This window comes from Spirillospora sp. NPDC000708, from assembly GCF_040299565.1.
In the GTDB taxonomy this organism is placed as follows: Bacteria; Actinomycetota; Actinomycetes; order Streptosporangiales; family Streptosporangiaceae; genus Spirillospora.
Genome location: NZ_JBEPCJ010000070.1, coordinates 49746 through 57081 on the forward strand (window position 1 = coordinate 49746; position 7336 = coordinate 57081).

The window sequence follows — 7336 nt, forward strand, 5'->3', positions numbered from 1 at the left end:
ATGGAGTGACGAATTATCCGTCGGATCTGTCAGCGCGGGCGGCTGCGGAGGGGCGGGGCGCTGCGCGGGCGAAGCGGTCGGGGTAGTCGGTGACGATCGCGTCGGCGCCGTACGTGATGAAGCGGGCCATGTCCGCGGGGGCGTTGACCGTCCAGACGGCGACGGGGAGGGCGAGGGCGTGGGCGTCCTCGACCAGGCCGGGCGTGGTGATGGCGTGCTCGGGGGACAGGGCGGTCGCGCCGATCGCGGCGGCGGCCGCGACCGGGTCGTCCGGCGGCAGGCCGGCGAGCCAGCGGGTGCCCGGCACGAGCGTCTTGCGTTCGATCAGCGCGGTGCGGCGGAGCCTCGGGTGGTTGCGGTGGGCCTCCACCAGGACGCGCCAGTCGAAGGCGAGAAGCCTGCTGCGGTCCGTCATCCCGGCGGCGGCAAGGACTCCGGCGACGGCGGCGGTGAAGAGCCCGATCTCCTCGTCCGTCCAGCCGGGGTCGGTCTTCAACTCGACGGCGAGGCCGACGTGCGTGGGCGCGAGGAGCGCGCACGCCTCCGCCAGCGTGGGGATCGGGGTGCCGGGCAGCGGGCGCTGGGTCCGCGCGAACGCGTCGTCGCGCTGCCGGACGCCCGCGTCCACCGTCTTGAGCTGCGCGAGCGTCAGCTCCCTGACCGGCTTGCCGACGTAGGGGAACGCGGGGTCGTCCGGCTGGGCGGGCGCCGTGTCGGCGAGGTTCGCCGGGGACAGCACCTGGTCGTGGCCGAGGACGACGACGCCGTCCGCGGACAGGCCGACGTCCAGCTCGATGACGTCCACGCCCAGCTCGGCGGCGTGCGCGAAGCCCGGCAGCGTGTTCTCCGGGCGCAGCCCGCGCGCCCCCCGATGACCGTGCAGTTCGACGGTCTCCCCGATCCCGACCACCGGGGGAACGGTACCGGTCGTCGCCGAACCCCAGGTGGAGGTCCGGTGAGAACGGGGGGAACGGCGCGTCAGCTGTTACACCAGGGAGCGGAGGGAGAGCGTCTGGTCGCGGCCGGGGCCGACGCCGATCGCGGAGATCCGCGCGCCCGACATCTCCTCCAGCGCCCGGACGTACGCCTGCGCGTTCTTCGGCAGGTCGTCGAAGGACTTCGCGCCGGTGATGTCCTCCTGCCAGCCGTCCAGGTACTCCAGGATCGGCTTGGCGTGGTGGAAGTCGGTCTGGGTGGCGGGCAGCTCGTCGACGCGCTCGCCGTCCACGTCGTAGGCGACGCACACCGGGACGCGCTCCAGCCCGGACAGGACGTCCAGCTTGGTGAGGAAGAAGTCGGTGATGCCGTTCACCCGGGACGCGTAGCGGGCGATCACCGCGTCGAACCAGCCGCAGCGCCGGTCGCGTCCGGTGGTGACGCCGTACTCGCCGCCGGTCTTGCGGAGGAACTCGCCCCACTCGTCCAGCAGCTCGGTGGGGAACGGTCCGGAGCCGACGCGGGTGGTGTAGGCCTTGAGGATGCCGATCACGCGGGTGATCTTCGTGGGGCCGACGCCGGAGCCGGCGCACGCGCCGCCCGCCGTGGGGCTGGACGACGTCACGAACGGGTAGGTGCCGTGGTCGATGTCCAGCAGCGTGCCCTGCGCGCCCTCCAGCAGCACGACCTTGCCGTCGTCGAGGGCCTTGTTCAGCACGAGGGTGGTGTCGGCGACGAACGGCCTGATGCGCTCGCCGTAGGCCAGGTACTCCTGGACGATCGGGCCGGTCTCGATCCGGCGCCGGTTGTAGACCTTGGTGAGGACCTGGTTCTTCTCGCGCAGCGACAGGTCGAGCTTCTGGGTGAGGATGTTCGGGTCGAACAGGTCCTGCACCCGGATGCCCATCCGGTTGATCTTGTCGGCGTAGGCCGGGCCGATGCCGCGGCCGGTGGTGCCGATCCGCGCCTTGCCGAGGTACCGCTCGGTGACCTTGTCGAGGGCCCGGTGGTGCGGCATGATCAGGTGCGCGTCCGCCGAGATCAGCAGCCGTTCGCAGCCGATCCCGCGCTCCCGCAGCCCGTCGATCTCCTGCAGCAGGACGGCCGGGTCGATGACCACGCCGTTGCCGATCACCGGGACGACGTCCGGCGACAGGACCCCGGACGGCAGCAGGTGCAGCGCGTAGCTCTTGTCCCCGATGACGACCGTGTGGCCGGCGTTGTTGCCGCCCTGGTAGCGGACGACGTAGTCGACGTCGCCCCCGAGCAGGTCTGTTGCCTTGCCCTTGCCCTCATCTCCCCACTGGGCACCGACAAGAACGATGGCAGGCATGCCACTTTTCCTTCCCACGACGAAGGCCCCGGTCGCCGCAAGCGCGAAGGGGCCTCTTGCGATCAAAGCGTACCCGTACCCGGCCGTTAAAGAAACCGCACCTCATCGGCCGGGTACGCGTGCGACGCGTGGGTCGGTGCACCGTACGGGGGACGGACCCCCGGCGGCGCGTCCGGAAAGCGGTCAGCCGGCGAGGGCGTCGGCGGCGGTGGCGCTGCTGTCGCGCAGGAACGCGCGGCAGCGTTCGGCCTCGTCCTCCTCGCCGATGGCGGCGGCCGCGCGGGACAGCGCGTGCAGGGCGCGCAGGAAGCCGCGGTTGGCCTCGTGCTCCCAGGGGATCGGGCCGTGGCCCTTCCACCCGGCCCGGCGCAGCTGGTCCAGCCCGCGGTGGTAGCCGGTGCGGGCGAACGCGTAGGAGTCGATCACGCTGCCCTTGGCGAAGGCGCGGTCGGCCAGTTCGGCCCAGGCGCCCGGGTAGTCGGGGTGGCGCGCGGCGACCTCGAACGGGTCGACGCCGTTGTCCAGCGCCTCACGGGCCTCGGTGTTGTCCGGCAGTTCCGTTGGTGGCGGGCCGCCGAGCAGGTTCTGGGTCATGCGGGTCATCGTAAGTCGACGCGCCCGGTCCGCTTCAACCCGGGTCACGGCCGTGTTCCGGCGCGGGTGCGGGCTAGGCGGCGGAGGGTTCGCGCTTCTGGACGGTGTAGTAGATCGCGACGCCGGTCATGACGGCGGCGACGGGGAGCCACACGGCCGCGACCCCCATGAGGTCCTCTCCGCCGATCACCGGGGAGAAGAGCGCGGCGAAGAAGAGGCCGATGCCCAGCCCGAGCGTGGAGACCATGCCGGTCGTGGGACCGCCGCGCCGCACGAGCCGCCAGGCGCCGGCGGTGGCGATGACCAGCCCGCTGGGAACGACGATGAGCGCCAGGATGAGGACGCGCGTGCGCATGTCGACGGGCGCGTCCTGGGTGCGCTGCGCGGCGCCTTTCGCCGCGATCTCCGTCAGTAGCCCGCGCCACACGGTGCCGGTGACCCGGTCGCCCTTCTTCAGCTCGCTGAGCAGGGGTTTCCGGTCGCCGTACGCGGTCTCCCACCGGGTCCCGTCCGCGCTCGTGAGGACCGCGCGGTCGACGTCCCGCTTCCCGCCGTTCAGGTGGACGCCGGTGACGGTGAACGGCTGCGTCCACCGGCAGTCGGCGGCCCCGGACGGGGCGGACGCGCACCGCGGCGCCGCCTCGTAGGCATGCAGGTCGCGCACGCCGTCGGGCGCGAACCGCACGCTCATCAGGACACCGACCAGGACCAGCGCCGTTCCGCTCAGCAGCACGACGGCGGCGCCTACCCGGCTGCGCAGGACCCCTCGGACGGACAGGTTGGCCATTTCCCCATTATCGGACTCCCCGTTACGGTGTCGCCGCCTGTGCGAGGTCGTAGACGGCCTTGCTCTGCACGCCGAACCCCTGCCCGGCCGACCAGGGGCCGACCTGCCACGAGGGCGCGACCCACGGGTACCAGGGGGCGTCGCCGGTGGGGTTGGTGAACCGGGAGGTGACGGCGATCTGGGTGCCGGTGCCGGTGGCGGGGTCGAAGCCGGTGAGCCACGGGCCGCCGCTGGAGCCGGGCGACATGGCCGAGGCCATGTCGTGGCCCATGTTCCCGAGCTGCGCGTCGTCGATCGTGGTGCTGTTGTGGGCGTACATCATGGTGCGCCCGTCATAGCCCCGCCGCTGGGAGGCGGGCACGCCGTAGCTCGCGTTGGTGCCGTCGTTGTTCTTGCCCCAGTACCAGTTGCGGACGTTATCGGTCGGGTAGCCGAACTGGTACAGCTCCTTGGGGTTGCCGCTGACGCCGAAGGCGATGTTCTGCGCGCCGACCACCTGGCCGATCGGCCGGGACTCGCCGGGCTTGGCGACCACGGCCATGCCGACGTCGCTGCCCAGGGTCCAGTTGGAGTGCACGTGCCAGTCGTAGGTGACCCATGCCCGGGACACGCCCCATACCCCGTAGGGGGCGACGGCCGGGCCGGGCGCTGCGGTCCCCGGCGTGCTGCCGGGGACGTAGCGCGCCAGGGACGCGCCGTTGAAGCCGGGGATGAAGACCGCGTTGTCGGCCTCGTACGTCCCGGTCAGGCCGACGTTGGAGTCGACGCGGAAGCAGTGGCCCGCGGCGGTGATGACGCTCTGGTTGGCGCTGGTGACCACGTTGGCGGAGCACGAGGTGCTCAGCGTGTCGGAGGCGTTGCCCGTGTTGTGGAAGTGCACGAGCAGCTTGCCGGCGGTCCGGGAGATCAGCCCTCCGGAACTCCAGGGGGCGCTGAGGGCGTCCCAGCCGCCGGCCGGCGCGTACGCGTCGGCGCCCTGCCCGTTCTCGTTGCCGGAGTCGTCGTTGAAGCCGACGCGCGCGATCCGGTCGGTCGTCCAGTAGGCCACCTCGGCGGCGAGGTCCTGGTCGTGCGCGGCGCCCGCCGCGACCAGCGGCGGCAGCGCGTACGGGGTCGCGTCGTCGGCGTGCGCCGGCGCCGCGGCCAGGGCCAGCGCGGCGACGGTCCCGGCGAGCGCGCCGCCCGCCGTGCGGCCTCGTCGAGTGATCATGCTGGGCATGGGACGGCCTCGTTTCCCCTCGGACGGCGGCGGGAGGCGTCCCCGATCATACAGACACGATTGTTCGTATGGAACGTCCGATTCCTGCAAGCGCAGCGGACCGGGCGTGCCTACGCTGACCTGCAAGGAGAGCGCGAAGACGGCAGGGGGACGGCGTGACCGACTCAGACCTCACCGGACTGGTCAACGTGGGACGGGCGGTGGCCCGCTACTTCGAGCGCATCGGCATCACCCGCGTCGAGCAGCTGGCCGGCCGGGACCCGGTCGAGCTCTATGAGCGGATGTCGGCCGCGTACGGGGAGCGCCTCGACCCGTGCCTGCTGGACACCGTCATGTCCGCCGTGGAGCAGGCCGAGGGCGGCCCCGGCCGCCCCTGGTGGCACTACACGCCCGAGCGCCGGCGCATCCTGGCCGGGGGCGACGAGTCGTGACGTGCCCCGTCCGGCTCTCAGAGCCGCGCTGCGGCCACGGACGGGGGTAAGGGGAGGCGGAGCCGGGCGGTGCCCCCTTCGGCGCGCGAGCGGTCCATCCGCACGGCCGGCGATCGGTCCTGTGCGTAACGCGCACGGCCGGGCGGCGGATGAACGGGTGAGGGTGTGTGCGGTCCGGAGTCGACGTCGAGCGGCTGGTGCGATGAACACACACGACCCAGGTAACCGATCACCAACGATCATCGCGGCGATCGTCACCGCGACGGGGGCCGTCATCGCCGCCGTGTGCGGCGCCGTGGTGACGGGCGGGTTCGGGCTGCTGCGGCCGCCGCAGCCCACGCCGTCGCCGACCGTGCCCGCCGGAGGACAGCAGGTGGCGGGGGCGACGCCGCCGAGCGGGCCGGACGGTGCGGCGAAGGACGTCCCGTCGGCGTTCCTCGGATCATGGCAGGGGACCGCGGTGAGCAACGGCGCCACCGTCGACGTGGGCCTCTACGTCCAGCAGGGGGCGACCGGCGGGTACATCGGGTCGTTCCAGATCCCGATCGCCGGGTGCCGGTCGGACGTGACGCTCACCGAGCCGCAGGCGATGTCCATCAAGGTCCACATCGAGGTGAAGAGCGGTGCCTGCGTCAGCGGTGACGGGCTCTTCGTCCTCCAGTCGGACGTGCTGCGCTACCGGGCGCTGGGGGCCGACGGCCAGTTGATCGACGGCAGCCTGCACCGGTCGTGACCGTCCCGGACGCCGGGGATCACGAGCGGAGGGGCAGGCGGAACCGGGCGGCGCCCTCTTCCATGCGCGAGCGGGCGGCGGGCCACCCGTGCCGGATGAACAGCAGGGCGTCCCGGTTGGTGAGGATGACGTCGGCGCCGAACTCGGTGATGCCGCGCCGCGCGGCGAGGTGCGTCAGGTAGCCGATGAGGCGGCTGCCGAGGCCGCGGCGCTGCCACGGATCGGCGACCAGCACCGCGATCTCCGCCCGGAACGGCTCCCGTGCGTCCCGGACGTACTCCGCGATCCCCACCATCTCCCCGCCGACCAGTGCCACCAAGGCGTCGCGGTCCCAGTGGTCCAGGCGGTCCATGGCGGCGACGTAGTAGTCCGGGATGCGCGGCGTGCCGGAGAAGAACCGCGTGTAGAGGCTGCTGCCGGAGAGCCGGTCGGACATCCGGACGAGCCGGTCGTGGTCGGTGACCCCGTAGGGCCGGATCCGCACGTCCTCCAGCGCGGGCGCGGCGGTGCGCCCAATGGGTTGCTTCATGAAACCCATTGGAGCGCAGAGGGTTTCGTCAAGCAACCCACATTCCGATGAACGGCCGGCCGATTCTTCGTCGGGATCCGCTAGGCGCCGGGGCCGGGCCGCGGGTCGACGTCCCCGGGGCCCAGGGCGGCGCCGCAGGAGTCGCAGGTGAAGCGGGCGGTGAGGGTGCCGTCGCAGCCGCGGTGCCCGACGATCACCGGTGGCCCGTCGGGGGCGTAGTGGCGGTCGCCCCACATCAGCAGGGTCATCATCGCCGGCCACAGCTCGACGCCCTTGCGGGTGAGCCGGTACTCGTGGCGCTCGGGCCGCTCCTGGTACGGGACGCGGCGCATGATCCCCTCGTCGCACAGCCGGGTCAGCCGGTCGGTGAGGACGTTGCGGGCCACGCCGAGCGCGTCCTGGAAGTCGTCGAAGCGGCGGACGCCCTCGAACGCGCTGCGGATCACCAGCAGCGTCCAGCGGTCGCCGACGACCTCCAGCGCGCGGGCGATCGAGCAGTTCTGGCTCTCGTAGGTGCGGGGCAGCGCCACACCACCGAGACTACCGAAGTTTCATCACAAAACGCGCGAACCCGTGGCCCACGGAGGAGCCGGTTGCGGCCCCCTCCCGGAAGACCGGACCCCAGCCCGCGCCACGGGCGGGCACGCGGAGCGAGTGCAGCGAGCGCAGCGGGCACGCCCGACGGTCGTGAGGCCGTTTCGCCGCGGAGCGCCAGCGGAGCGGGGAAACGGCCTCACGACCGTGACGGGGGTTCCAGGGGGTCGCCCCCCTGGG

9 protein-coding genes are annotated in these 7336 nt (G+C 72.5%); 2 read left to right on the forward strand and 7 right to left on the reverse strand.

The features are described 5' to 3' along the window. Positions 1-13 precede the first annotated feature (13 nt). The 5 genes from ABT299_RS37010 to ABT299_RS37030 all read right to left on the reverse strand — a co-directional run bounded on the left by ABT299_RS37010 (position 14) and on the right by ABT299_RS37030 (position 4860). The gene (locus tag ABT299_RS37010) at positions 14-910 is read right to left on the reverse strand and encodes a glycerophosphodiester phosphodiesterase family protein (protein WP_500253577.1); all 897 of its coding nucleotides are present in this window, start codon (positions 908-910) and stop codon (positions 14-16) included. A gap of 75 nt (positions 911-985) precedes the next feature. Beyond that, positions 986-2269: an adenylosuccinate synthase gene (locus tag ABT299_RS37015; RefSeq protein ID WP_500253578.1), complete on the reverse strand. Its 1284-nt coding sequence runs from the start codon at positions 2267-2269 to the stop codon at positions 986-988. A gap of 183 nt (positions 2270-2452) precedes the next feature. Then, on the reverse strand, positions 2453-2872 hold the full coding sequence (locus tag ABT299_RS37020) for a DUF3151 domain-containing protein (protein WP_190850836.1): 420 nt from the start codon (positions 2870-2872) through the stop codon (positions 2453-2455). A gap of 64 nt (positions 2873-2936) precedes the next feature. Continuing rightward, positions 2937-3650 (reverse strand): hypothetical protein, encoded by a 714-nt coding sequence (locus tag ABT299_RS37025; RefSeq protein ID WP_500253579.1) that lies wholly within the window; start codon positions 3648-3650, stop codon positions 2937-2939. 22 nt (positions 3651-3672) lie between these two features. Beyond that, complete coding sequence (locus ABT299_RS37030) at positions 3673-4860, reverse strand: trypsin-like serine peptidase (protein ID WP_500253580.1); 1188 nt, start codon at positions 4858-4860, stop codon at positions 3673-3675. A gap of 164 nt (positions 4861-5024) precedes the next feature. On the opposite strand from ABT299_RS37030, the gene ABT299_RS37035 reads away from it, so the two are divergent. Together ABT299_RS37035 and ABT299_RS37040 are read left to right on the forward strand one after the other, a co-directional pair. After that, a complete protein-coding gene (locus ABT299_RS37035) occupies positions 5025-5300 on the forward strand; it encodes a helix-hairpin-helix domain-containing protein (protein WP_190850832.1) in 276 nt (91 codons plus the stop codon). 202 nt (positions 5301-5502) lie between these two features. Continuing rightward, positions 5503-6033, forward strand: coding sequence for a hypothetical protein (locus ABT299_RS37040; RefSeq protein WP_500253581.1), 531 nt, complete (start codon positions 5503-5505; stop codon positions 6031-6033). 19 nt (positions 6034-6052) lie between these two features. Here ABT299_RS37040 and ABT299_RS37045 read toward each other — a convergent pair whose 3' ends face one another. Together ABT299_RS37045 and ABT299_RS37050 are read right to left on the reverse strand one after the other, a co-directional pair. Then, positions 6053-6562: a GNAT family N-acetyltransferase gene (locus ABT299_RS37045; protein WP_387024592.1), complete on the reverse strand. Its 510-nt coding sequence runs from the start codon at positions 6560-6562 to the stop codon at positions 6053-6055. Positions 6563-6642: 80 nt separating this feature from the next. After that, the gene (locus ABT299_RS37050) at positions 6643-7092 is read right to left on the reverse strand and encodes a winged helix-turn-helix transcriptional regulator (protein ID WP_190850824.1); all 450 of its coding nucleotides are present in this window, start codon (positions 7090-7092) and stop codon (positions 6643-6645) included. Between the last annotated feature and the right edge of the window lie 244 nt (positions 7093-7336).